A 24,316-nucleotide genomic window follows, 5' to 3' on the forward strand; every position below is an offset into this window, starting at 1 on the left:
GATAGAGGATTCGATGAACGCGAACACTGACCTCAAGCGAGCGGGCCTGCGTCGTGCCGCCACCCTCACCGCCGCGACCGCGTTGGTCGCCGGCCTGACCGGTGGTGTCGCCGTCGCCGACCCCGACACCACCACCAAGCCCACCGCCCCGGCGGCGGAGCTGCTGCTCAACTCCAGCGATTTCCCGAGCGGCTACATCGTCGTGCCGTCGCCGCAGCAGCGGCTGGCCAACGAGCTCGGCGCCGACCCCCTGACCCTCGCGAGCTCCGCGAAGGTCACCCCGCCGGAGTGCAAGAACATCCTCGCCGCCGCCAAGGGCGGCCAGGGCGACGGCGACACCGTCGCCGGCGTGCACGACCAGGACCGCAAGAGCCTGAGCGAGACGCTGGTCGCCAAGGACGTCGACGTCGACACCGTCAAGGTCGGCCTGCTGAAGCTGTGCTCCGACGTGACCATCGAGACCAACGATCCGCGGGGCGGCACCATCAAGGTGCGCGCCATCACCAAGGAGGTCTCCTCGGACAAGCAGAAGGCCACCTTCGAGATCGCGCTCGACGGCACTCGCACCAAGGGCGCCGACTCCTTCCCGATCCACCAGAAGGTCCTCGTCGGCGTGGCCTCGCTGCGCGGCTACACCGTCGCGGTGCAGGGCACCAAGCTCGGCGGCGACCCGGACCGCGGCGAGTTCAACGGCTTCCTCGACAAGTCCGTGAAGAAGATCAAGGACGCGAAGTAACTTGACCACGGTGGCGCAGGAGTCCGACGCCGCTGCGATGACCGAAGGATCCCCGGGCGCACCGCGCACGGGTGGCATCGCGGCGCTCGCCGTCGGCTCCCTCGCCGCCGTCGCGGTCGTGATCTGGCTGGTCAGCAGCGAGGGTGAGCTGCGCTACCTCGTCAACGGCAACGCCTACCCGGGCGCGCTCACCGCGTACGGGGCCGCTGTCGGCCGCGTGATCGGCACCGTCGCCGCCGCCCTGACCTTCGGCGCGGTGGCCTACGCCGTCTTCCGGACCAAGGCCCTCGACACCGGTGAGCTCGGTCTGCGCGGGTACCTCACGCAGCTGCAGGCCCGACGGTACGCCGTCGTCTGGGCCGTCGTCTCGCTCCCGATGGTCTTCCTGGCGGCCGCGGAGAGCGCCGCCCAGAACCTCGTCGACACCTACCGTGTGGGCGGCCTCGGCATCCTGATCTCCGCGTCGGACACCGCTAAGGGGTGGATCGTCTCCCTGGTCTGCGCCGTGATCGTGTACGTCGCGCTGCGCACGGCGATGACGTGGATGGCGCACCTGTGGATGCTGCTGCCCGCCGTCGTCGGCCTGCTCGCCACGATCGTCACCGCGAACGAGGCGCAGAACTGGAACCACGACTACACCACCGCGGCGCTCACGACCCTCGGCGTGGTCGCGGCGCTGTGGCTCGGCGGGCTGTGGTCCGCGGTGCGTCTGCCGGCCCGGCCGGAGCGGCGCTGGATCGGCCCGCTGTTCGCCGGGGTCGCGCTGCTCAACGGGCTCGTGATCGCCTTGATCATGGCGCCGGGCTCCGACCTGTGGGTGACCTGGTACGGCCTGCTGCTCCTGGCCACCGGCGCGCTGCTGCTCGCAGCGGGTGCCGCGCACTGGCTGCGGGCCCTGCCCGTCGCCGCGGCGCTGCTGACGGCCGCCTTCGGCACCGCGATCGCCGCGTCCGAGCTGACGCCCCCGCCCTTCCTGCGCAGCCGGCCGACGGTGGGGGAGAACTTCCTCGGCTACAACCTGCCGGACCCGCCCAGCGCGATGGCCTTCCTCGGGAACTGGCGCCCCGACCTGAACCTCGCGCCCTTCGCGATCGCCCTCGCCGTCGGCTACCTCCTGCTGGTCCGGCGCACCACGAACTGGCCCTGGTACCGGACCGTGTTCTTCATCCTGGGCTGCGTCTTCCTGCTCACGCTGACCAGCTCCGGACTGCGCACCTACTCCAACGCGATGTTCAGCGTGCACATGGTGGTGCACATGCTGATGACGTCGATCGTGCCGGTCTTCCTGCTGCTCGGCGCGCCGATCACGCTGATGCGCGACACCCTGACCGGGGCGCCCGCGCGCTGGCTCTCGACGGTCCTCGAGTCGCGTTCCTTCGCCGTGCTGATGCGCCCCGTCGTGCAGCTCGGGCTGTTCGCCGCGGTGCTCTACGGCCTCTACTTCACGCCGCTCTTCGACAGCATCGGCCGCTACCACTGGGGCCACCTGGCGATCTACGCCGCGCTGCTGTTCACCGGGTTCCTGTTCTACTGGCGCGTCTTCCAGATCGACCCGGTGCCGGGCGAGCTGCCCTTCATCGGGCGCATCGGCATGCTGCTGGCGATGATGCCGATCACCATGGTCTTCGCGCTCATCATCATGACGATGGACGGGCTCGTCGGCTCGCGCCTGTACCTCTACCTCGACTTCGAGTGGATGACGGACTTGCACCGCGATCAGTTCGTCGGCGGCGTCGTCGCCTGGGCCACCGACGAGGCCGCGATCGCCCTGGTCACCCTGGGCCTGGTGCTGCACTGGGCGTGGCGCAACCGTGACGAGGACTCCGAGCCCGAGCTGCTCTGAGCTGTACCGCACGCCAGCCGTCCTGACGGTGCTGGGCGGCCACGTATCGAAGTGGTTGTGCGCGGCGACTGCTATGCCGATTGTGCATACGCTTGTTTCTGCAGGGCCACGGTGTTTCGTGGCGACCGAGTCATGCAGTATCGGCATACCCGGCTGACCTGTGGCCCGACGGGATCGCGGAGGCTATGCGGATTCCGCATGACGTGCGCCGATGAATACGGTTGTGACCTGTAGAGATAGGGCTATGCAGGTCCGGCATGACGGCGAACATGCCTGTACCTCGGGCCGCACGGCTATTTCGTACCGAACTTCCGCAGGCGCAGGCTGTTCCACACGACGAAGAAGGAGCTGAAGGCCATCGCGGCGGCGCCGATGAGCGGATTCAGCAGGCCGGCCACGGCGACGGGGATCGCGGCGACGTTGTAGCCGAACGCCCAGACCAGGTTCGTCTTGATGGTCTTCAGCGTCGCGCGGGCGAGGCCCAGCGCGTCGGGGACCGCGGACAGCTCCTCCCGCATGAGCACGACGTCGGCGGCGCTCTGGGCCACGTCGGTGCCGGTGCCCATCGCGAGGCCGAGGTCGGCCGCGGCCAGGGCGGGGCCGTCGTTCACTCCGTCGCCCACCATCGCGACCCGCCGCCCGGAGGCCTGCAGCTCGCGGACCGCCGCGACCTTGCCGTCCGGCAGCACGTCGGCGCGCACGTCGTCGATGCCCACGAGCGCGGCGACCTTCGCCGCGGCGGCGGCGTTGTCCCCGGTCAGGAGCACGGTCCGGATCCCGGCCTCGTGCAGCCGCGCGACGGCGTCCGCCGCGTCGGCCTTGATGGTGTCGGCCACCTCGAGGACGGCGGCGACGGCACCGTCGACCTCGATGACGGCGACGGTCCGCCCGGCCTCGGCGGCGGCCTCGACGGCCCCCGACAGCACGCCCGGCTCGACGAACCGCGGCGATCCAACCCGCACGACGGCACCGTCGACCACCCCGGTGGCGCCGAGGCCCGGGACCGCCCGGAAGTCCTCGACGGCGGGCAGGTCGGAGCCGGCCCGCGCGACGACGGCCCGCGCGACGGCGTGCTCGGACGCCGACTCGACGGCCCCCGCGAGCCGCAGCACGCCGGATTCCGTGAACCCGGGCGCGACGCTCACCTCGGCCACCGAGAGCACGCCGGTGGTCACGGTGCCGGTCTTGTCGAAGACGACGGTGTCGATGGTCTCGGTGGCCTCCAGCGCCTGGTGCCCGCGCACGTACACGCCGAGCTGTGCACCCCGGCCCGAGGCCACCATGAACGCGACGGGCGTCGCCAGGCCGAGCGCGCAGGGGCAGGCGATCACGAGCACGGCGATCGCCGACTTCACCGCGCTGTCGACCCCGTCGGCCAGAAGCCAGCCCACGAAGGTCAGCGCCGCGATGGCGAAGACGCAGGGCACGAAGACGGCGGAGACGCGGTCGGCGAGGCGCTGCATCCGCGCCTTCGTCGCCTGCGCGTCCTCGACGAGGCGGAGCATCGCGGCGAAGGTGGTGTCCGCGCCGACGGCGGTCGCGCGCACCGTCAGGCGGCCGTCCTGGCAGACGGTGCCGCCGACGACCTTGTCGCCCGGGCCGGCCGGCACGGGGCGGGACTCGCCGGTCATGGCCGAGTTGTCGACGAACGCCGACCCGGATTCGACGATGCCGTCCGTCGCGATCGTCTCGCCCGGCCGCACCACGAAGAGCTGCTCCTCGCGCAGTTCCCCGACGGGGATCCGCAGCTCGGAACCGTCGCGGACCAGCACCGACACCTCGCGGGCGCCGCGGGTCGCGAGCTCCCGCAGCGCCGACGCCGCCTTGGCGCGGGCGGAGGCCTCGAAGTACCGCCCCGCCAGCACGAAGACGGTGACGCCCATCGCGACCTCGAGGTAGATCGGATCGGACTGGATGATCGCGTTCCAGAAGCCGTGCGGATCCGGGCGCTCGCGGCCGGGCGTGAGCACGGTGACCACCGACCACGCGGTGGCGGAGATGATGCCGACCGAGACCAGCATGTCCATCGTGGCCGCGCCGTGCCGCGCGCCCAGGAAGGCCCGCTTGTGCAGCGGCCACGCGCCCCAGGTCACGACGGGCAGGCTCAGCGCGAGCAGCACCCACTGCCAGCCGGTGAAGCGCGTCGACGGGATGGTCGCGAGCACGATCGACAGGTCCGCGGCCGGCACGAACAGCACCAGCGAGACGATCAGCCGGCGCAGCACGTCGCGCCGCTCGCGCTCCTCGGCGAGGATCGCGCGGCGCGGGTTCGGGGACTTCGGCGCAGCGGTGTACCCCGCGGCCTCGACGGTGCCGGTCAGCTGCTCGACGGTGACCGTCGGCGCGTGCTCGACGGTGGCCGTCCGCGTGGCCAGGTTGACCACCGCGCGCACCCCGTCGAGCTTGTTGAGCTTGCGCTCGACTCGCCCGACGCACGCGGCGCACGTCATGCCGCCGACGTCGAGGAAGGTGCGCTGCGCCTGCTCCGGCTGCGCGGCGGCCGGAGCGGGGGCCTGGTCGAGATCCGTCACCCCTCCAGTATCCACCCCGGGCCACCGGGGCCGAAAACGCGAAAGGCCTTGATACCGGCTCCCGGAATGGGGGGAGGAGGGGGAGCCGGTATCAAGGCTCAATCACGCAGCCACCGACGTGGGGGGAGACGTCATATGGCGGCCGCAGAACCCACGATACGGGGTATACGCGTACAGGTGCCACCTTTCGTGACATGCGTGTTCTCATGCAGCTGCAACTGCCAACAGTTGTTGTCGCTAACTGCGGACGAGAACCTCCGTCAACACGTCGAGCGCGGCGTCCACGTCGACCCGGGCATCGGCGCTCACGCCCACCATGTTGAGGAAGCCGTGCAGCGCGCCGGGAGCGAGCTGCGTCGTGGCGTCGACGCCCGCGTCCCGCAGCCGCTGCGCGTAGGCCGCGCCCTCGTCGCGCAGCGGGTCGAACCCGGCCACCACGACGTGCGTGCGCCCGATGCCGGCGAGGCCGTCGGCGTGCCGCAGGTCGAATTTCGGGTCGGTGTCCTGGCCCGGCTCCGGCGTGTACAGCTGGCGGAAGTACTCGATGTCGGCCTTGGTGAGGAAGTAGCCGTCGGCGAAGGTGTCGCGGCTGCGGTTCGCCGGGTCGGCGCCGGTCACGGGGTAGAAGAGCAGCGAGAACGCGGGCTGCGCGCCGCCGGCCAGCGCCAGCTCGCGCGCCGCGACGCCGGCGAGGTTGCCGCCCGCGCTGTCGCCCGAGACGGCCACCCGCGCGGGGTCGGCGCCCAGCTGGTCGGCGTGCTCGATCGCCCAGGCGGTGGCGGCGACGGCGTCGTCGGCGGCCGCGGGGAAGATCGTCTCCGGCGCGAGCCGGTAGTCGACGGACAGCACCCGCACCCGGGCCCGGTCTGCGATGTACCGGCAGGGCGCGTCGTGGCTGTCGAGGTCGCCCAGTACGAAGCCGCCGCCGTGGAAGAAGACGACGAGCGGCGAGCCGGCCTCGAGCCCGGCCGGCGTGTACAGACGTGCCGGGAGGGGGCCGGCGGCACCGTCGACCATGAGTCCGCGCGTGCCGACCGACGGGGCCGCGCCCGCGCCGACGGCCGCGCTCAGCATCCGCGTCGACGCGCGCGAGTGCGCGACGTCGCGGTCGCCGGCGAGCCCGTTCACGCCCTGCGCCTTGAGCATGAGCAGCGTGATCTGGGCGTCGAGGTCCAGCTCGTTGCCCTCGACGGTCTGCGGGGTGCCGAGCCGCTGCTTGACCTGCACGGGCAGCCCGAAGAGCAGCTTCGCGCCGCCCGCGACGAGCGGCGTCGGGATCTTCAGGGCCAGCTTCTGGACGAGTTCGGTGAGCGCCATGTCACCGATAGTAGGACGTGCGTCACATATCAGCGCGCGGGGAGGCTCAGGTGTGGCGCGGGTACTCGTCGCGCGGGCCGTGCTTGGCGATGTAGGCGGCGTGCAGGTCCGCCTCCTTCTCGCGGGCGATCACGTCGACGAGCTCGGGATCCAGGCCGTGGTGCCGCAGTCGCCCGCGCCGGTAGATCTTGTTCAGCGCGATGGAGAAGTAGACGAACGGGATGAAGATCGGCAGCGTCATCGTCGCGCGGTTCAGCACGGAGGTGTCGATGAACCAGAACGGGATCAGGATCAGCAGACACGGGATCGCGAAGCGCACGACGGTCCGCAGCGCGGCGCGCGGCCCGGCGAGGTCGTTGGCGACCCACTCGTGCATCGACGGCGGCAGCACGCTCCGACCGTAGGAGTACAGGACGTACTGCATCGGGTTGGGCTTGCTCGGACCGTCGTTCATGCCCCCATTGTCCCACTGCGCCTAGAATCGGACGTTGTGAGTCCCGGCAGAAACGATCAGACCGCGCAGAGCATCCTGTCTGCAGCGGTGTCGAGCATCGGCAGCGTCGGCATTTCGCGGACCACGATGGAGAACGTCGCGAACCTCGCGGGCATCGGCGTGGCCACCGTCTACCGCCGCTTCAACCGCAAGGACAACCTCGTTCAGCAGGCCATCCGGTACGAGGCTGAGCAGCTGCTCAAGACGGTGGAACAGCAGGTCCAGGGCCTGAGCACCGTCGAGGAGGCGCTCACCGAGGGCTTCGTCGCGTTCCTCCGCGAGGCGCACCGCCGGCCCCTGATCCGCGGCATCGGCGACGGCAACGTCGTCGTCGGCCTGCCGATGATCGCGCAGGGCGGCGGCATGGTCATCGAGATCGGCCGCGAGTTCGCCGCGAACATCATCGCGGGCTTCCAGTCGAGCGGTGAGCTGCCGGAGTTCGACCCGAAGCCGATCGCGGAGATCTTCGCCCGCGTCGGGCATTCGGTGCTGCTCGCGCCCGACGGCCTGATCAGCTTCGACGATCCCTACACCGCCGGTCGCGTCGTCCGCGAATGCCTCATGCCCGCGATCGCCGCGCAGGCCGCGGCCGCGAGCGGCCCGAGCGGTTCGGCGGCCGGGGGCGGCAAGTGATCCGGCCCGCGACGCCGGCCGACGTGCCGGAGATCCTGGCGATGATCGCCGAGCTGGCCGCCTACGAGAAGGAGCCGGAGTCCGCGGTCGCCACGGCCGAGCAGCTGCACACCGCGCTGTTCGGGCCCGCGCCCGCAGTCTTCGCGCTCATCGCCTCCGAGCCGGGCTCCGACGGTGCCGAGAACGTCGTCGGGATGGCCGTCTACTTCCGTACGTTCTCCACCTGGACCGGCACGCACGGCATCTGGCTCGAGGACCTCTACGTGCGCCCCGGCGTCCGCGGCGGCGGCCACGGCAAGAAGCTGCTCGCCGCCCTGGCGCAGGAGTGCCGCGACAACGGGTACGCCCGCCTCGAGTGGACCGTCCTCGACTGGAACGCCCCCGCCATCGGCTTCTACCGCTCCATCGGCGCCGTGCCGATGGAGGAGTGGACCACGCAGCGCCTCACGGGCGAGAGCCTCGGGGCCCTGGCCGCCCTGGTCGACGGTGCCGCGCTGGCCGACGGTGCCGCCCCGTCCGACGGGGCCTGATGGACGTCTTCGAGGCGATCCTGCGCCGGCGCGACGTGCGCAACGAGTTCTCCGGCGAGCTGATCGACGAGGAGCGACTCGTGCGGATCCTCGGCGCCGCGCACAGCGCGCCCAGCGTCGGGAACACGCAGCCCTGGGACTTCGTCGTTGTGCAGGAGCCCGAGACGCTCGCGCGCTTCGCCGCACACGTCGGCGAGTGCCGCGAGGACTTCGCCCGGTCGTTGCCGGACGACCGCAAGGACACCTTCAACCCGATCGTCATCGAGGGGATCGAGTCGTCGCGGACCGGCGTCGTGGTGACCTACGACCCCACCCGCGGCGGGACGCACATCCTCGGCCGGCACACGATCGACGAGACCGGCCGGCTCTCGGTCGCGCTGGCCATCCAGAACCTGTGGCTCGCGGCCACCGCGGAGGGCATCGGCGTGGGCTGGGTGTCCTTCTATCGCGAGCCCTTCCTGCGCGAACTGGTCGACGTGCCCGAGCACGTCCACATCGTGGCGTGGCTCTGCGTCGGGCCGGTCACGGCCCTGCAGACGGTGCCCGACCTGGAGCGATTCGGCTGGCGCGAGCGTCGCCCGCTGGCCGAGGCGATGCATCGGGAGCGCTACCCGGAGGGCGATGTCGGCACTCATCGTTAGACTCGCATGTAATCAGCGAGGGGAACACGAGTGAGCATGTTCAACGAGCGCGTCGGCCGGCGCGCGGTTCTGGTCGGCGCCGCTGCGGCGGTGCCCCTGGTGGCCGCCGGCTGCACGATCGGCGACCTGACCGGTGGCGGCACGAGCGCGGGGCCGTCCACGCCGCCGCCCGACCCGGCCGAGGTCACCGTCGCCCCGGCCGACGGTGCGCAGGCCGTCAGCCCCATCACCCCCGTCACGGTGTCGATCACCAAGGCCGTCCTCGGCTCGGTCACGCTGACCGACACGAAGGGTGTCGCCGTGGAGGGCGCGCTCTCGACGGACATGCTGACCTGGAAGGCGTCGAAGCCGCTCGAGTACAACGGCCAGTACACGCTGGTCGCGAAGTACGAGACGCTGGGCCAGCAGCGCGAGAAGCGCACCACGTTCTCGACGGTCGCCGTCGACGAGACGAACAAGACGCTGCCCTATTTCGAGAACACAGGCGGCATGTCGCTCAACGACGGTGCCGTCTACGGCGTCGGGCAGGTCGCGGTCGTCCACTTCGACGAGGCGATCAAGGACCGGGCCATGGCCCAGAAGCTGCTCAAGGTCACCACCACCCCGGCCCTCGAGGGCGCGTGGACGTGGACCACCGACAAGACGGTGGCGTGGCGGCCGAAGGACTACTACCCGTCGGGCACGAAGGTGTCGATCGAGGTCAAGGCCTTCGGCAAGGAGGTCAGCCCCGGGCTGTGGGGCGAGAAGGACATCTCGATCGCGTTCTCGATCGGCGAATCGCACGTCTCCATCGCCGACGACAACACCAAGCAGGTGCAGGTCTTCGTCAACGGCCAGATGGTGCGGTCGATGCCCACGTCGATGGGCCAGGGCGGCAACGAGGTCGTCAACGGGCAGACGTTCCACTTCTGGACGCAGCGCGGCGTGTACACGGTGCTGGACAAGGCGAACCCCGTGATCATGGACTCGTCGACCTACGGCCTGCCGATCAATTCGCGGCTCGGCTACAAGCAGACCATCGGCTGGGCCACCCGGATCAGCAACGACGGCATCTACCTGCACGCGCTCGACAACATCGGCGCGCAGGGCGTCCGCAACGAGTCGCACGGCTGCCTCAACCTGAGCCCCGCGAACGCGCAGTGGTTCTTCGGGTTGTCGCAGCCCGGCGACGTGGTCGAGGTCCGCAACACCGGCGGTCCCGCGCTGGAGCAGTGGCAGAACGGCGACTGGTCCGTGCCCTGGGCCACCTGGGTCGCCGGCAGCGCGCTGCCGCCGGGCGCGCAGGGTGATGCTTCGGAGACCACGTCCGCCGCGCCTTCGCCGTCGACGGTGCCGTCCACCGACGCGCCCGCCTCGGGTACGCCCGGAGGCTGATCCCGCGGTCGCTGCAGGTGATTTCGCCGCGGCGACGGGCGGTTCGGTGCGGGGACGGTGCCTGGCCGCGCCCGCGAGGGTGATGTGCGAATCGCGCGACTCTCGGATTCTGTCCGATATGGACAACGCGCCGCGGATGCCGCGCAGGCGAGCCCGGCCGCTCGGCATCCGCCACCTGCATCGGCGACCTGCATCGGCGACCGTTGGGCAATGGGGTGTGTTCGTCCCCCGCGCCGCGCCGAGAGGAGCGTGCGACGTTCGGTCCCCCACGAGAAGCCGCTCGTTTCATAGGGGTTCGGCCGTCCCCCGCGCGGCGCCGTCTCCCCCATGTGAAGCCGCGGTGTTCGCTGGGGGAGCGGATGTCCCCCGCGCTGCGCCGGTTCCCCCATGGGAAGCCGCGGTGTTCGCTGGGGGAGCGGATGTCCCCCGCGCTGCGCCGGTTCCCCCATGGGAAGCCGCGGTATTCGGTGGGGGAGCGGATGTCCCCCGCGCTGCGCCGAATCCCCCACGCTGAGCCCACTTCCCCATGGCGGGCCGTGGGGGTTCATAGGTCCCCGCGCGGAGTCGATTCCCCTCTGGGCCGCCGCATCCCCCGTCGGAGACGGGCGGTCACGCCGTGTCCGAAACGGACAGAATCCGAGAGTGGCGAGGCCGGTGCCATCACCTCGTCGACCCACTGGGCGCCTCGATCGCGGACTGGTCTGGGATTCGCTCGCCGACGACCTCGCCGCAGCCGGTCGTGCGCGCCCGCGCCCCGCGCCTAGGCGACGACGGCGGACCGTCGACCCCGCAGGCCGATCCAGGCGGCGCCGAGGCAGGCCAGGGCGACGGCGGCGGCGAACCAGGGGAAGATCGTGGCGGTGCTGTACTGCGTGGCGAGGTAGCCGGCGATCACCGTCGGCACGCCCATCGCGAGGTAGCCGAGCAGGTAGTAGGCGCTCATCACCTGGCCGCGGGCGTGCGCGGGCGCGACGGAGCCGAGGTGCCGTAGCGAGCCGCCGAAGGCGAGGCCGAAGGTGGCGCCGAGCAGGATCGTGTCGACCACGATGAGCCAGGTGTGGCCGTACCGCACCGCCACCACGGCGAGCGCCAGCGAGGCGGCGAGGCCGATGTCGCCGACGATCGCGGTCGGCCGGGCCGGGTAGCGCCCGCCGATGAACTGCGAGATCGCGGAGGCGATGGCCATCACCGCGACGAGGCCGCCCGTGAAGATCACCGAGCCGTGCCCGGTCACGTGCTGCACCAGCGCGGGGTAGAGGCTGAGGAACACGCCGAGTACCGACCACGCGGTGATGATCCCGATGCCGGAGAACCAGAAGTCGGCGGTGATCTCGCCGGGCACGCCGGGGCGGCTGAGCCGGACCCGCTCGCCGGTGCGCCCGACGTGCGGTTCGATCAGCGCGATCACGCCCAGCAGGATCGCGAGCACCACGACGCCCATCGTCACGAACGGCGTGCGCAGCGGGTGCGGCGCGTACTGCGCGACGGCGGCGGCGCCCAGCGCGGTGGCAGCGATGCCCACGTTGAGGGCGACGCCGGACAGCATGCCGTTGCGGGCACCGTCGGTGGGCCGGACGTCGAGGAGGGCCGCCCCGGCGACCACGGTGATCGAGCCGATGGCCGCGCCGTGCAGGAACCGCGCGAGGATCAGCTGCCACTCGGCGCCGGCGAACAGGAACAGCAGCAGGCCCACGAGGATCGTGCCGACGGCCGCGAGCAGTACCGGCTTGCGGCCGATGGCGTCGGAGATCGGCCCGACGGTCAGCGCCGCGCCCAGCGCCCCGATCGCGTAGACGGCGAAGACGATGGTGGTCGACAGCGCGGACATGTGCCATTGCTGCTGGTAGAGCGGGTACAGCGGTGAGGGGAGTCCGGAGACGCCGAGGGCCAGCGCGAGCAGCGTGAGCAGGAGGGCGAAGGACCAGCGCTGCGGGTGGACGTGGATCGACGGTGTCGCGACCTGCTGCGCCAGGCTCATTCTTACCTCCGGGTGTACGGTGGTGGTTCGACGATCGTCGAACCGTTCGCAACACTACACCCGGTTCGACGAAGATCAAACCGTTATCTCAGGGAACGAGAATGATGACCGACGCGACCGCCACCGTCCCGCTGCACACCGTGCTCAGCGCGCTGGCCGATCCGGTGCGCCTGGAGATGGTGCGGCGGCTGCATCGCGAGCGGCGCCCGCTCGTCTGCGCGGAGCTCTACGACGGCGTCACCAAGGCGACCGCCAGCCATCACTTCAAGGTGCTGCGCGAGGCGGGTCTCACCCGTCGTGACGATCTGGGCGCGACGGCGCGGCAGCTGCTGCTGATCGACGAGGTGAACGCGGCGTACCCCGGTCTGCTCGAGGCGGTTCTGCGGGCGGCTGAGCGCGAAGCTGCTGGTCGCGAGGCCGCCGGGCCTGCGGTGACGTCGCGAGAAGCACCAGCCACAGCGTGAGCGTGAGCACCTGCGAGCGCTGGGCCAGCCCCAGGTAGAGCGCGGGTTCCAGCATCGCGGCCAGCGTCCACGCGGTCGCCAGCAGGTACGCCACCCCCATGCCGAGGGGGAGCCGCGCACCGTCGAACCCGGAACTCCGCCGCCGCCACAGCCCCCACGCGAGCACGGCGACCACTCCGCCGAAGCCCGCGATCCCCGACGAGACCGCGTGCCCGACGTGCGTGAGCGGCACCTGGCCGGCGGCCTCGCGGGCGGCGCAGGCGGCGTCGGCGGTCGGGGTGCAGGAGAGCGGCATGAGGGCGTCGCACATGGTCGCGGCGCCCAGGACGAACAGGCCTACGAGCGCGACAAGGGCGAGCGTCGGCACCGGCCGCGCGGCGCGGTGGGCGAGCGCCGCCGCGACGACGAAGGCGGTGCCGGCGAGCAGGTCCGTCGCGCGGAAGAACTGGGCGTTCGGTTGCCCGACGGAACCGGTCTCGCTGACGTAGGAGTACAGCGGGCTCAGCTGTGATCCCAGCAGCGGTGCGATCATCCACGCGGAGTAGAGGACGCAGCCCGCGAGCAGGATGAGGCGGGCGCGGCGCATGGCCCCAGACTACTGACGGCGCAGTTCGCGCAGGTACGCGTTGTACGCCTCGCGTTCGTCCTCTTCCCGACGGTCCGCCCCCGCCCGCTCGGCGTCGCGCCGCTCGGACCGGCGCCAGCGCAGCGCGAACAGGCACGTAGTGATCATCGCGATGGGCTCGCCGTAGGACCAGGCGAGCGCGCCGGCGATGGACTGGTCGCGCAGCGGATCGATGCCCCAGGCCGCCGGCGGCGCGGCGAAGAGGCCGACCATGGGCGTCGTCGCCATCATGAGGATCACGCCGATGAAGACGTGCAGCGGCATCTCGATGAAGATGTCGAAGAAGCGCATCAGCCAGGAGTCGCGGCCGGGCAGCGGGCCGATCGAGAGGATCGGGATGATGAACAGCAGGCCGACGCCCAGGAAGAAGACCTGTAGCGCGGTGTGCCCGAGCCACGTCCCGCCGATCGCGTCGACCACGCCGCCGAGGTAGACGCCGTAGTAGCTCATCAGGAACAGCGGGATGGTGAAGCCCGAGTGCAGCAGGATCCGCGGGGCGGGGCTGCGCAGCAGGCCGAGCGCGGCTCCGAGCACGACCCGGCCGAGCCCGCGGTGCGGCGTCGCGCGCAGCAGCAGCACGCCGGGCGCCCCGCCGACGAGCAGCGGCGGCACCAGGATCGACAGCGTGAGCTGCTGGAACATGAACGCGCTGAACAGGTGCCACGAGTAGGCCTCGATCCGCAGCCCGGTGACGCCCGCGAGCACGACGCAGCCGAGCAGGAAGCTCGCGACGCGCGCGGCCGGCCACCGTCGGCCCTTCCGGCGCACCGTCCGCACCCCCAGCAGGTACAGCGCGGCCGCGACTGCCGCCGCCAGCGGCAGGACGGGGAGCGCGGGCGGATCCCAGGAGAGCATGCCCAGGATCGACGGTGCCGGCACCGGAGGTTCAGGAATCAGCACATGCGCATATTACTATATGAAGAATGAACACCCACAAAGTACTCGTGATCGAGGACGAACCCGCTCTCGCCAGGCTGGCGCAGGAGTACCTCACCCGCGACGGCTTCGACGTCACCACCGCCGCCGACGGCGAGCGCGGGCTGGCCCTGGCGCGCGAGCTCGAGCCGGCGGTGATCCTGCTCGACATCGGCCTGCCGCGCCTCGACGGGCTCGAGGTCTGCCGCGCCGTGCGGTCGTTCAGTGACGCCTACGTCATCATGCTCACCGCCCGCGGCGACGAGCTCGACAAGATCGTCGGCCTGTCCGTCGGCGCCGACGACTACCTCGTCAAGCCCTTCAGCCCGCGCGAGGTGGTGGCGCGGGTGCGGGCCATGCTGCGCCGCCCGCGCACGCTGCCCGACGGTGCCGCCGCCGCCCGTCGGTTCGGCGAGCTCACGGTTGATCCGCTGGGGCGCGAGGTGCGGGTGGGGGAGCGTGTCGTCGAGCTCACCGCCACCGAGTTCGACGTGCTGGCCACCCTCGCGCGCAGCCCCAACGTCGCCTTCTCGCGGACGCAGCTCATCGAATCCATCTGGGGCCCGGGCTGGGTCGGTGACGAGCGGCTCGTCGACGTGCACGTGGGCCGCGTGCGGCGGAAGCTGGGCGACGATGCCGGCGACCCGCGCTTCGTGCGCACGGTGCGCGGCGTGGGCTACCGGATGGGCCCCGGATGAGGCGGATGCGCGACATCGGGATGGGCGGGCGGATGGGCGGGATGCTCATGGCCGTCTCGCTGGGGACGCTCGCCGTGACTGCCGTCGTCGACTTCGTGGTGTGGCCGCTGATCCTGGGGCGCACCGGCGCCGTGTCTGTGAACGTGGTCGCCGTGGTCTTCGGATTCGGTTCCGCGGTGGCCTTCTCCGTCGTGGCGAGCGTCTTCATCGCGCGTCGCCTGGGTCGCACGATGGCGAAGCTGGAGGGCGCCGCGCGGCAGGTCGCCGACGGTCGTTCGGGGGTGCGCGTCGCCCCCGTCGCGCTGGGGCCGGAGGCGGACGGACTGGTGTCGGCGTTCAACGAGATGGCGGTGCAGCTCGAGTCCAGTGACCAATCGCGGCGGAGGCTGCTCGCCGACCTCGCGCACGAGATCCGCACGCCGGTCAGCGTTCTCGACGGCTACCTGGAGGGCATCGCGGACGGGGTCGTCGAGCCGGACGTCGCCACCCTCACCATGCTGCGCACGCAGACCACGCGCCTCGCACGGCTCACCGACGACGTGCTGTCCGTCTCGCACGCGGAGGAGGGCGCGCTGAACCTGCGGCCCAGCGCGGTCGACGTGACGGAGGCGCTCGAGGCCGCGGCCGCCGCGGCGGCGCGGGCGTACGCGGACAAGGGGGTCCGACTGCACGTGCGGATCGGCGCTGGCGCTCGTCGCGCGATCCGTGCGGACCGCCAGCGCCTCGACCAGGTGCTGGCGAACCTGCTCTCGAACGCGTTGCGGCACAGCGATCCGGGCGGGACCGTCGAGCTGGAGGCCGACGGCCATCCGCACCGCCGGATCCGGATCGCGGTCGTCGATCACGGCGACGGCATCGCCGCCGAGCACCTGCCCTGGATCTTCGAGCGCTTCTACCGCACCGACGTCGCCCGGGATCGTGACCACGGCGGCAGCGGCGTGGGCCTCACCATCAGCCGCGCGATCGTGACCGCCCACGACGGGCATATGTGGGTGGAGTCCGACGGTCCCGGCCGCGGCGCGCTCTTCGCCTTCACCCTGCCTGCGCCGGGTTAGCCTCGGCCTTTCACCGCGAGTTGATCAAGGCTGCGTGTTGGCATGAAGAAAGGTGCTCTGAGCTGGAAGAATAGGGGTTACCACACACCTTATTCGTCTCACTCGAAGGAGCACCCTTCTGGTGAACCAGTCTACGTCCTTGTATCCAGCTCTGGCAGTCGACGCGGCCGGGCAGCATCTGGTCTCGCACGCAGGGACGGTGCTGTTGCTTCGCGCGGCTGAGACCGCCGGCCTAGCTGCGGCTCTGAGCAGCTCATTGATGCCGTGGCGCAAGCCGAACGCGGTCCACGATCCAGGGAAGATCATCGTTGATCTGGCGGTGTCGATCGCCGCGGGCGGGGACTGCCTGGCCGACCTCGATCAGCTCCGCAGCCAGACCGCGGTGATGGGGCAGGTGGCCTCAGATCCGACGGTCTCCCGGCTGATCACCGCGTTGGCCGCTAACGCCGATAGGGCTCTCGCAGCGATCGGATCAGCGACCGCACAGACGCGGGCACGGGTCTGTGCGTTGGCCGGCGAGGATGCCCCCGATCACCAGGTCACCGCCGAAATTCCGTTGGTCATCGACCTCGACGCCACCCTCATCACCGCCCACTCGGAGAAGCTAGACGCTGCACCGAACTTCAAGAAAGGCTTCGGGTTTCACCCACTGATGGGGTTCGTCGACCACGGCCCGGCCGGGACCGGAGAACCGGTGGCGGTGCTGTTGCGGCCCGGGAACGCGGGCTCGAACACCGCCGCAGACCACATCAGCGTCGTCAAGCAGGCGTTGGCGCAGCTGCCCGACACGGTCACCAGCGTCGGCAGGTATCGGGTCGGCCGCAAGGTCCTGATCCGTGCCGATGGCGGTGGCGGCACGCACCAGTTTCTCGACTATCTCACCCTTCGGCACCTGTCCTACTCGATCGGATTCGGCCTGACCGACAAGCTCGCCGCCGCCGTCGACCTCGTCCCCGAGTCGGCATGGATTGCGGCGATCGACGACGACACCGGCCGCGTGCGGGACGGCGCCTGGGTCACCGAACTCACCGACCTCGTCGACTTGAGTTCCTGGCCTGCGGGGATACGGCTCATCATCCGTGCTGAACGCCCCCACCCCGGCGCCCAACTGACGTTCACCGACCGGGACGGAATGCGGCTGACACAGCGTTCGTCACCAACAGCCGCGGCAAGATCGAAACGCCTCGAACTGCGGCACCGCCGCCGCGCCCGCTGCGAAGACCGCATCCGCGCCCTCAAAGACACCGGCCTGCGGAACCTCCCGCTGCACCGATTCGACCAGAACCGCATCTGGGCCGCGATCGCCGCACTGGCCTCGACCCTGATCACCTGGACCCAAACACTGGCGTTGACCAGTCATGATGCTCGCCGATGGGAACCGAAGAAGCTGCGCCACCGACTCTTACGCCCGCCGAACCCGACTGCACCTGGCCGCGACCGCCCCCCCGACACCGATGTTCTCCTCGTCGGACTGAGCCGCCTGGACCGATTACGAGCCCCGACATGACCCACTCGACGTCCTTGACCGAACGATCACGAAACACCCCACGGGACAGTGGAACCCGACGCCACCCGACGCAACACCGGGTCGCAACGCCATGCCCACAATCCCGAACCGGGCCCGAAAACGCCGATCCGAAACCGATCAGGACGGGACGGCCACCTCATGAAAGACCGAGGTTAGAGAGGCTTGAATATAGCATCCGGTCGGCCGTCGTAAACTGATTCCATTTCGCTGATCCAACCTCGGTCGAATGCCGATGACTTTACGTGCCCTCTAAGTAGACCGGACAGGTAGTGGGTAAGCCCCTTGGCTCCGTAGTCGACACCGTTTTCCCCAACCACCAGGACAGGCCATACGTCTTTGTCAACCCCTTTGGATCTCCACAATATCCACTGACCGGTTCGAGCCCAGCCGACTCCAAGGTAGGTGTCTTGACTGGTTCCGAACGCCTCCTGCTGATCGCCTGTTCCGTAGCAAGTTAGAGTCACAGACTTGCCAACCGGATGGTCGCTCAAACTTTGCAGAAAGCTCACCAGGTGCGCTGGAGTTGACAATCCTCTGGTTGCCACCCACGACGGTTCCTCAATTACGATATTGTCCCAGAATTCTCCCCGACCGTACGTGTCGATGTACTTCTTGTAGTCTCGAGGAACCATTCGCATTTCAGGAGTGACGCCTGGCGCATACCAGTCGTATTGTTTAGGCCGCGGCTTGGGAGGGGGTGCGACACGCGTCAGGTGGTCAATGTCGTTCCATGGAGGCTTCCGGTCAAGTCTTGTGTATTTCCAGAACAGGATCGGAACGAACATCGTGCACAGTATGCTTATGGCTATCGACGTCTCAAGCGACGCTTCCGTTGTGGCAATTAATAGGAGTAGAAGAATAGGGAATAGCGTGAAGTTCGTCCGACATACGATTCGGGCAACCCGACGGCTGGTAGAGGTAAACAGCATCGGTAGAATAATTCCACCTGTTACGACGCCGATCCACATCAGACCGTTCTGGCTAAACGGAAGACTGCTCGCGTTTGCTACCGACAAGACGGCCTCCTATTGCTGTCCACTGTCTCCGTCGCCTGCCGGTTCGGATTGGATGCGTGCACTTGATGCCGCAACCTGGCGTCCTATGAACCAGGCGGAGGTTGCGACGAATCCTGAGGCGAGAATGATCTTTTCTTGAACACTTTCCGGAGGGGCTGCAACGCAGTACGCAACAACCACTCCCAGAGGTACGACGATCAATATCGCGGCAAGTGTGTACAGCCTCTGTGTTGATCCTATTATGCGCGGCCCAGTCAGCAGAATTGAAGCGCCTACGACTTGTAGCAGAAATATCGATGCGGCCGCTATGTATGCGATCGATTTGTACGTCATGCCTATCAACCCACGTTCATCCGAAGAGTGACTTAAATCCCTTGACGATACCCTCACCGGCGGCCTGTCCGAGGCCGCTGCCGATGGCACCTCCGATAAGACCGCCGATCGCCATGCCGATCGGGCCACCAGCTGCGCCGATCGACGCGCCTGCAGCGGCACCAGCCCAACCGCCTGCGAACGAGGATCCGGCGCCGACAACCGCTTGCGTCGCATCCTTTCCGCCGCGAATATCGTTGGCCGCGCCCAGGGCGGTGAATGCCGCTCCGATGCCCGGCAGTTTGCTGCCAAATTTCCCGAGTGCTGCGCCACGCCGGGCGAGTGTGCTCTCCACTGCCTGAATGGAGTGTTTGCTCGGCCGCTGGAGCAGGTCAGCCTGGCCCATGCCGAGCGTCGAGAGTCGTGATGCAGGTGAGATGCGCGCTGCCCACGGGGGAAGGTGTGTCTTGCCTACGCCAGGTAGGAGCGTATTGCTAGGGCGCGTTCCGTTTAAGGCCTTGTCGAGACTGCTGATAGCACCAGCGATGGCGTTGCCTCGGTTTACCGGATCGATCGCGTTTGGATCGCTGACGTCGACTTCAGTGACCTTGCCGGTGCTGTCGGCGACCTTCACGCCGTCCTCGTCGGCGACGGCGGTGGTGATGTCACCGGTTGCCTCGTCAGTAACGGACCGAACTGAACTTGTGGTTCCGTCAGGATTCTTCGTGGTCAGTTGATACTCGCCGTCGCCAACGCGATTGTAGTCACCGGTTGATTGCGTGCCGTCGTTGTTAGTGCCGGTGATAGTTCCTTGGGAGTTGTCGGCGTTGCCGGTGGAGGTCACTCGTGGCGCCTGGCCGTCGAGAGGTGAGCCGTCGTAGCGCTGGGAGTAGTGGTCCCCGCCTGCGCCTTGTTGGCCGGCGTAACTGCTGCTGCCGTCGTTGTTGTCGGACCAGGATTGCCATCCGCCTTGTCCGTCGCTGACAGTGCGTATGTCGCTGAAGCTTCCGTCGGGGCGGGTTGCGCGGGTATCGACGGACTGTCCGCCGCTGCCGGGGACGATTGTGTGGGTCAGGGTTTCGCCGTTGGGGCGGGTCTCGGTCCACGAGTCGCCGTCCTGGCGGCCGGTGGTGTTGACGATGCCGACGTTGGTTTCGTCGGGGTCGGCGAGGATCGGGTTGGTGTTGCCTTCGGGGCGGTCGATGGTCTGTACGAGGTCATTGCCGTCGACGCTGTAGCGGGTGGGGATCTTCTCCCCGGTCTTGGTGTCGTAAGCCCAGGGCGCTTCGAAGCGTTTGACCTGGTTACCGTCTCGGTCGAAGACGCTGACGGAGCCGTCGTCGTTGACCTTGGAGGAACCGCCTTCGGGCTGGTCGAGGTTGAACCGGTACTTCGACGGAGCGTTCTCGTTCTCGCTGAGAATGAACGTGCGGTCACCGTCGGGAGTGGTCCATTGCTTGTAGTTCTCACCCTCGATGAGGTCACCAGGAATCGTGTCGTTCGTCGGGGTGGACCCGTCCGAGTTGAGCGGACCAGCCTTGCGGCCGCGGCGCCCCGTCATCAACGCCGACACTTCGCCGACGAGGTACGCCCACGACGGAGCGCCGTCCTTCTGCTCGCCGTCACCGGTGCCGGGCCCGGTGCCGCCGCCGTTGTTGCTCGCGCCGCCGCCACCAGGGCCGGCGGGTGCGCCCGCGCCGTTGCCGGCGCCGGGGACTGCGCACTGCGATTCGGTCTTGGTCACGGTGACGGTGGGGCTGCTGGGCTGCCCTGACTGGGTCTGCTGGCCTGGCTGCTGCTGTCCGGTCTGCTGCGGCCCGCCCGGTGCGGTGGTCTGCACGGCCGGGTTCTGGTTCTGCTGCCCGTTGCCCTGCGGCTGTTGGCCGCTGCCTTGGCCGGGTTGTTCGTTGCCGGGGATGTTCGGGGCCTGCTGCCCGGGGGTGCCGAACTGGGGGGTCTGTGCTTGGATGCCGGGGCCGTTGTCCCCGCCACTGCCCGCGGGGGAGGTGGCGATGCCGTTGTTGTCCTGCCCGCCCTGTTGGCCGCCTTGCTGCCCACCCGGCGTGCCGGTCTGGGCTGGGGGTGGGGTGAAGGTCAGCTCGGGTCCGGTCGGGCCGCAGGTGGCGGGTCCTCCGCCGGGGCACGGCGCTGCGATCGCTGTGCCGGTGCCTGCGGTGGTGGCGGCGAAGCCCATCATCCCGACAGCGACGACGATCCCGGCGACCGCAGCGGCGGCACGGACCTGGGTGGGCGCCGGGGCGCCGACACCGGTGTCGCGGAGCTTGCCGAGGCCGGCGAAGAGGATCTTGCCGACGATGACCATGACGAGCCAGAAGGTCAGGAACACCACCGGTACGGGGGTGAATCGGGGTGCTTCGATGGAGAACATCACGCCGCCGATGAGGCCGGCGAGGCCGATGATGGTGAGGAATGCGCCCTGCAGGCGCTGCTGCCGCACCGTCTGCGACGGTGCCCTGGAGCTTGACGCTGTTCCGGATGTGCCGCCGCTGTCATCCGGCCGCGCGGGCGTCACGGCGCGTGAGTGGCGTGGACTGCCGGACGGTAGCGGCGCGGGCTGCGGTTGCCGCCGCGGGGTGGGTGTGGGCATCAGGACACTCCAAAGTGCAGGGAATTGGATCGGAGATTCGGCGAAGTGCCGGGTGATGGATGCCAAGCTTCCACACGATTCGGGCTTGTCAACCGCCTTGAGGTGCTGAACAAGCGTTTCTGGAGGCCAGGGCTGATCTGTTTAGTGGTGTTTAGTGGGGCGACTAAACACGGCAACCCGGTTCGCGGCGTGTTCAACGGCCTGCTGAACAACGCAAATCGCCCGCGGTTGGGTGGTTGTGAGGCCGCCGCGACTGACTCGCAGTCAGGCCGGATGCGGGCTGTTCGTCGGGTGCGCATCGGCGGCCTAGGCGGTGACGGCGCCGAGGGCGAGGCCGAGGGCGAGGGTTAGCGCGATGAGGGCGATGACGAGAGCGGCGATCGTCTGGTGCACGCGCAGCGTGTGCAGGGACGCGGCCTGGGAGGCGGTCCAGAACTCGGTGACCGCACCGGGTGGGGTGTGCGCGATGGTCGCCGCACCGAACCGGAACGGCGCTCCGGGCGCTGCGGCGGGGTCGCCGGTCGCGGGTGCGAGGGAGATGAGGGCGTCGGCGGTCAGGGTCAGGCGGACGTGGTCGTAGAGCCAGGCGCGAGGTCGGCCGGCAGTGTCCCAGCGGTGGGCGTCCTGCTCGAGCGCGCTCCGTGCGATGAGCACGGGTCGGGCCTGCCGTATCCAGGTCGACAGGCGCGGCCAGGTCTCGGTCAGCCGCAGGTCCGTCAGTCGGACGAGGTCTTGGTTGTCGTTGCTGGGGTCGGGTGTCAGACCCAGGAGGCCGACTTCGACGAGCTCGGCGGCAACGCGCCCCGCTGCGGCGGGCACGTCGGGTGTGCGAAGTGCGAGGTCGCCGGTCGACGAGACCGCGATGCAGCTCAGAAGGAGACGCCTAGCGTCTTCCAGACGCGCCGGTTCCGTGGTGTCGGCGTCGGTCGCCCACTGCTCGGCGGCGGTCGCGATCTGGGTGAGCACGGGCATTGCGGGGTCGCGGCCGGTGGCCGTGGTGAACAGGTGCTGCCACTGCCGCACCGTCACCACGTCGTCCCGGATGACGTCGAGGTTGGTGGCGGCGCGGGCAGTCAGCCACACCAGCATCGGTTCGATGGTCTCGAACTCAGCCGGTAGGTGTCGTCCGGTGCGCCAGTTCGACACCGTCGCTGCGCTGACCCCGACGGCCTCAGCAACGGCCCGTACCGTCGGCGAGCCTGCCAGGGCGAACAACCGGCGCAACGCCGAGGCGAAGACCGCGACGTCATCGCCGGTCTGATCGGGTCGCGCAGGGGCAGGAGTCATGAGCGGGAGCCACTGCGGGCGGCGTTCCACACCGCGCTCGCGCCACCGACGACGAGGTTGCTGGCGAGCATCATGACGAGCACGAAGACCACGAACACCAGCGGCATCGTGAACCGCTCACCCCACGCGTTCAGGTGGGAGACGGCGAACCCGCAGCCGATCAACATCACCAACCCGACAAGTAGCCCGGCAGCCTTGCGCGCCAGGGTGCGGAGCTCCTCGTCAGGCGACTTCCCTTCCGGCTCAGCGTCACTGGCAGCAGGCCGTGCAGCCGAGGCGGAAGTGGGCGCAGCGGCCGCAGGCGCCGCTGGTTGCTGCACGGGAAGTTGTCGGGCCTCGTCCGCGGACATGGGTCACCCTTTCGCTACGCTTACGACATCACGGCACTACTGGGGGATTGTCGTCGTCCGCCCGAATCTGACCGTAGCGGATAGTAACCATGTCGGCGTACTAGGTATTCGATATCGACTACTCGTGTCGTGAAGCGCTGAGTCTTCTCACGCCGTGTGCGCGGCGGGGAAGATCATGGGTGAAACGCCATGGCGGAGAACGCTCCACGCCTCGAATCCCGTGTTCTTCGTCATGCGACCTTCGCCGGATAGGTGCGGTGCGCCTGTCGCGTCGATGCCGGTCGGGCCTGCGAGGTTCAGGCAACTGTGATCGTTCTGTTACCCACTCGGATTGCGGATCGTGTGTCCGCTGTGGTGCTATTGGGGCTGTTGTTACAGATGTGACACTGCCGATTGACTACACCTGGGGAGTCCACGACATGCCGACCGCGCCTCACGCCCACCCGTCCCGGCTTCCGCGGACGTTGATCGGTCTGTGCGCCGCCGCAGCGGCTATCGCCATCACGGCAGCACCGGCGGGAGCCGCGCCCGCGCCGGCACCCAAGCCGGTCCCCGCCGCGGCGGCTGCGAAGCCCGCGGCCCAGGCTGCGGTGACCCCGCCGCCGGCACCGCGGATGCGGGTCCCCGTCCCCGGGCAGATCCGCGAGGGCGAGTTCGCCGACACCAGTCGTGAACTCGTCACCCGCGATGGCTGGAAGGTCACCGTCTCCAAGTTCGGGGAGAAGCTCGATTCCGTCCCGCCGCTCAACCGATCGCCCCAGAGCTTCGAAGGATTCTCGAGCGTCGGCGGTGAAGCGAAGGTCGAAGCCGCCTACCCGAACGATCCGAAACGCAAGCCCACCAGCCGAATCAAGTCCGCCACCCTGACTACCGGCGTCCAGGTCGGCTGCGCCGTCACTGCCGACAGCCTCACCATCGGCGGCTCTCTCTCCAACGCCACCACCGCCTCGATCACCCCCACCGTCACCGCATCCGGCACCGTTACCGGACAGGGTCAGGGCGGCTCCAACGGCGGCTCCGGCGGAGGTAGCGTCTCCGGCACCGGGTCCGGCAGCCTGTCCGGAACCCTCTCCGGCACCGTCACCGAGACGGGCAACATCTCCGGCATCCTCAAACCCGGCACCACCAAAGACATTCCTTATGCCAAGAAGGCCGTCGTCGGCCCCAACGCCCAGACCATGACCCGCGACATCCGCATCGCCGTCGACAACTGCATCGGCGGCGTCCAGGTCCGCACCTACGCCACCGTCGCCATCAGCACAGACGCCACCGACGACACCCTCACCACCTTCGGCAAGCCGATCTTCCTGACCCGCCCCGAGCAGAACCGGTAGCTGCACGGCGGGCTTCACGGAACCTTCACGGCATCGCGGCGGGGCGGC

The 24,316-nt window shown here is 69.3% G+C and carries 19 protein-coding genes and 1 pseudogene; 11 read left to right on the plus strand and 9 right to left on the minus strand.

Annotated elements, in window-relative coordinates:
- Nucleotides 1-13: 13 nt before the first annotated feature.
- On the plus strand, nt 14-736 hold the full coding sequence (locus LB823_RS00890) for a hypothetical protein (protein ID WP_224644875.1): 723 nt from the start codon (nt 14-16) through the stop codon (nt 734-736).
- A 10-nt stretch (nt 737-746) separates the two neighbouring features.
- Nucleotides 747-2,579 (plus strand): cytochrome c oxidase assembly protein, encoded by a 1,833-nt coding sequence (locus tag LB823_RS23945; RefSeq protein ID WP_224644876.1) that lies wholly within the window; start codon nt 747-749, stop codon nt 2,577-2,579.
- A 293-nt stretch (nt 2,580-2,872) separates the two neighbouring features.
- On the opposite strand, the gene LB823_RS00900 is transcribed toward LB823_RS23945, so the two are convergent.
- The 3 genes from LB823_RS00900 to LB823_RS00910 form a co-directional block, all read right to left on the minus strand.
- Entirely contained in the window at nt 2,873-5,110 is a 2,238-nt protein-coding gene (locus tag LB823_RS00900) for a cation-translocating P-type ATPase (protein ID WP_308011405.1), read from the minus strand.
- Nucleotides 5,111-5,347: 237 nt separating this feature from the next.
- Nucleotides 5,348-6,427 (minus strand): alpha/beta hydrolase, encoded by a 1,080-nt coding sequence (locus LB823_RS00905; RefSeq protein WP_224644877.1) that lies wholly within the window; start codon nt 6,425-6,427, stop codon nt 5,348-5,350.
- A 46-nt stretch (nt 6,428-6,473) separates the two neighbouring features.
- Nucleotides 6,474-6,881 (minus strand): DUF5313 domain-containing protein, encoded by a 408-nt coding sequence (locus LB823_RS00910; protein WP_224644878.1) that lies wholly within the window; start codon nt 6,879-6,881, stop codon nt 6,474-6,476.
- A gap of 36 nt (nt 6,882-6,917) precedes the next feature.
- Here LB823_RS00910 and LB823_RS00915 point away from each other — a divergent pair, with 36 nt between their 5' ends.
- Genes LB823_RS00915 through LB823_RS00930 form a run of 4 tightly spaced genes read left to right on the plus strand, consistent with a single transcriptional unit; the run spans nt 6,918 to nt 10,098 of the window.
- Nucleotides 6,918-7,553: a TetR/AcrR family transcriptional regulator gene (locus LB823_RS00915; RefSeq protein ID WP_224644879.1), complete on the plus strand. Its 636-nt coding sequence runs from the start codon at nt 6,918-6,920 to the stop codon at nt 7,551-7,553.
- A complete protein-coding gene (locus LB823_RS00920; protein WP_224644880.1) occupies nt 7,550-8,083 on the plus strand; it encodes a GNAT family N-acetyltransferase in 534 nt (177 codons plus the stop codon). Before LB823_RS00915 ends, LB823_RS00920 begins: the two co-directional genes overlap by 4 nt.
- Nucleotides 8,083-8,724: a 5,6-dimethylbenzimidazole synthase gene (gene bluB / locus LB823_RS00925; RefSeq protein ID WP_224644881.1), complete on the plus strand. Its 642-nt coding sequence runs from the start codon at nt 8,083-8,085 to the stop codon at nt 8,722-8,724. Before LB823_RS00920 ends, bluB begins: the two co-directional genes overlap by 1 nt.
- 36 nt (nt 8,725-8,760) lie before the next feature.
- Complete coding sequence (locus LB823_RS00930; RefSeq protein WP_224644951.1) at nt 8,761-10,098, plus strand: Ig-like domain-containing protein; 1,338 nt, start codon at nt 8,761-8,763, stop codon at nt 10,096-10,098.
- A gap of 760 nt (nt 10,099-10,858) precedes the next feature.
- Here the strand turns inward: LB823_RS00930 and LB823_RS00935 are convergent.
- Nucleotides 10,859-12,076, minus strand: coding sequence for an MFS transporter (locus tag LB823_RS00935; protein WP_224644882.1), 1,218 nt, complete (start codon nt 12,074-12,076; stop codon nt 10,859-10,861).
- Between the two features lie 176 nt (nt 12,077-12,252).
- On the opposite strand from LB823_RS00935, the pseudogene LB823_RS24165 reads away from it, so the two are divergent.
- Nucleotides 12,253-12,312, plus strand: a pseudogene (locus LB823_RS24165) (ArsR family transcriptional regulator); the annotation flags it as partial.
- A 52-nt stretch (nt 12,313-12,364) separates the two neighbouring features.
- On the opposite strand, the gene LB823_RS00945 reads toward LB823_RS24165, so the two are convergent.
- Both LB823_RS00945 and LB823_RS00950 read right to left on the minus strand, forming a co-directional pair.
- The gene (locus LB823_RS00945) at nt 12,365-13,126 is read right to left on the minus strand and encodes a DUF998 domain-containing protein (RefSeq protein WP_308011406.1); all 762 of its coding nucleotides are present in this window, start codon (nt 13,124-13,126) and stop codon (nt 12,365-12,367) included.
- 9 nt (nt 13,127-13,135) lie between these two features.
- Entirely contained in the window at nt 13,136-14,020 is an 885-nt protein-coding gene (locus LB823_RS00950) for a cytochrome c oxidase assembly protein (protein ID WP_224644952.1), read from the minus strand.
- Between the two features lie 68 nt (nt 14,021-14,088).
- Here LB823_RS00950 and LB823_RS00955 point away from each other — a divergent pair, with 68 nt between their 5' ends.
- From LB823_RS00955 to LB823_RS00965, 3 genes are all read left to right on the plus strand, one after another.
- Entirely contained in the window at nt 14,089-14,778 is a 690-nt protein-coding gene (locus LB823_RS00955) for a response regulator transcription factor (protein ID WP_224644884.1), read from the plus strand.
- Nucleotides 14,779-14,783: 5 nt separating this feature from the next.
- Nucleotides 14,784-15,833, plus strand: a complete 1,050-nt coding sequence (locus tag LB823_RS00960; protein ID WP_224644885.1) for a cell wall metabolism sensor histidine kinase WalK — start codon at nt 14,784-14,786, stop codon at nt 15,831-15,833.
- Nucleotides 15,834-15,954: 121 nt separating this feature from the next.
- Nucleotides 15,955-17,340 carry an IS1380 family transposase gene (locus LB823_RS00965; RefSeq protein WP_224644886.1) on the plus strand — a complete coding sequence of 462 codons (1,386 nt, stop codon included), beginning with the start codon at nt 15,955-15,957 and terminating at the stop codon, nt 17,338-17,340.
- A 1,386-nt stretch (nt 17,341-18,726) separates the two neighbouring features.
- Here the strand turns inward: LB823_RS00965 and LB823_RS00970 are convergent.
- From LB823_RS00970 to LB823_RS00980, 3 genes are all read right to left on the minus strand, one after another.
- Nucleotides 18,727-21,147: a hypothetical protein gene (locus LB823_RS00970; RefSeq protein WP_224644887.1), complete on the minus strand. Its 2,421-nt coding sequence runs from the start codon at nt 21,145-21,147 to the stop codon at nt 18,727-18,729.
- Between the two features lie 456 nt (nt 21,148-21,603).
- Entirely contained in the window at nt 21,604-22,584 is a 981-nt protein-coding gene (locus tag LB823_RS00975; protein WP_224644888.1) for a hypothetical protein, read from the minus strand.
- Nucleotides 22,581-22,934 carry a hypothetical protein gene (locus LB823_RS00980; protein WP_224644889.1) on the minus strand — a complete coding sequence of 118 codons (354 nt, stop codon included), beginning with the start codon at nt 22,932-22,934 and terminating at the stop codon, nt 22,581-22,583. The genes LB823_RS00975 and LB823_RS00980 overlap by 4 nt, the downstream gene beginning before the upstream one ends.
- Nucleotides 22,935-23,353: 419 nt before the next feature.
- On the opposite strand from LB823_RS00980, the gene LB823_RS00985 reads away from it, so the two are divergent.
- Entirely contained in the window at nt 23,354-24,268 is a 915-nt protein-coding gene (locus LB823_RS00985) for an MspA family porin (protein WP_224644890.1), read from the plus strand.
- Nucleotides 24,269-24,316: the final 48 nt, after the last annotated feature.

It is taken from the genome of Tsukamurella sp. M9C (assembly GCF_020169415.1).
In the GTDB taxonomy this organism is placed as follows: domain Bacteria; phylum Actinomycetota; class Actinomycetes; order Mycobacteriales; family Mycobacteriaceae; genus Tsukamurella.